This window comes from Sphingobacterium chungjuense (genome assembly GCF_011316935.1).
In the GTDB taxonomy this organism is placed as follows: Bacteria; Bacteroidota; Bacteroidia; order Sphingobacteriales; family Sphingobacteriaceae; genus Sphingobacterium; species Sphingobacterium chungjuense.
The window spans coordinates 1-255 of record NZ_WLYS01000018.1 but is presented as its reverse complement, the minus strand read 5'-3'; the positions used below and the strand labels follow the sequence as shown (position 1 = coordinate 255).

Genomic DNA, 255 nt, shown 5'->3' with positions numbered 1-255 from the left:
CTTTTGACTTATAACTTCCTACTTAAAAATAGTGGAGAATAACGGAGTCGAACCGTTGACCCCCTGCGTGCAAGGCAGGTGCTCTAGCCAGCTGAGCTAATTCCCCGTGGTATTATAAGTTTGTATCCTAATGTAGTCCCGAGCAGATTTGAACTGCTGACCCCTACATTATCAGTGTAGTGCTCTAACCAACTGAGCTACGGGACTAGCTATATCTTCTTTTCTACCTCGGTAATAACATGAATGAACCCCTAT

Annotated in this window: 2 tRNA genes; both read right to left on the bottom strand. The window is 43.9% G+C overall.

Annotated features, from left to right (window positions below):
- Nucleotides 1-32: 32 nt before the first annotated feature.
- Nucleotides 33-106: transfer RNA gene (locus GKO22_RS16970), tRNA-Ala, on the bottom strand.
- 27 nt (nucleotides 107-133) lie between these two features.
- Nucleotides 134-207, bottom strand: a tRNA-Ile gene (locus GKO22_RS16965).
- Between the last annotated feature and the right edge of the window lie 48 nt (nucleotides 208-255).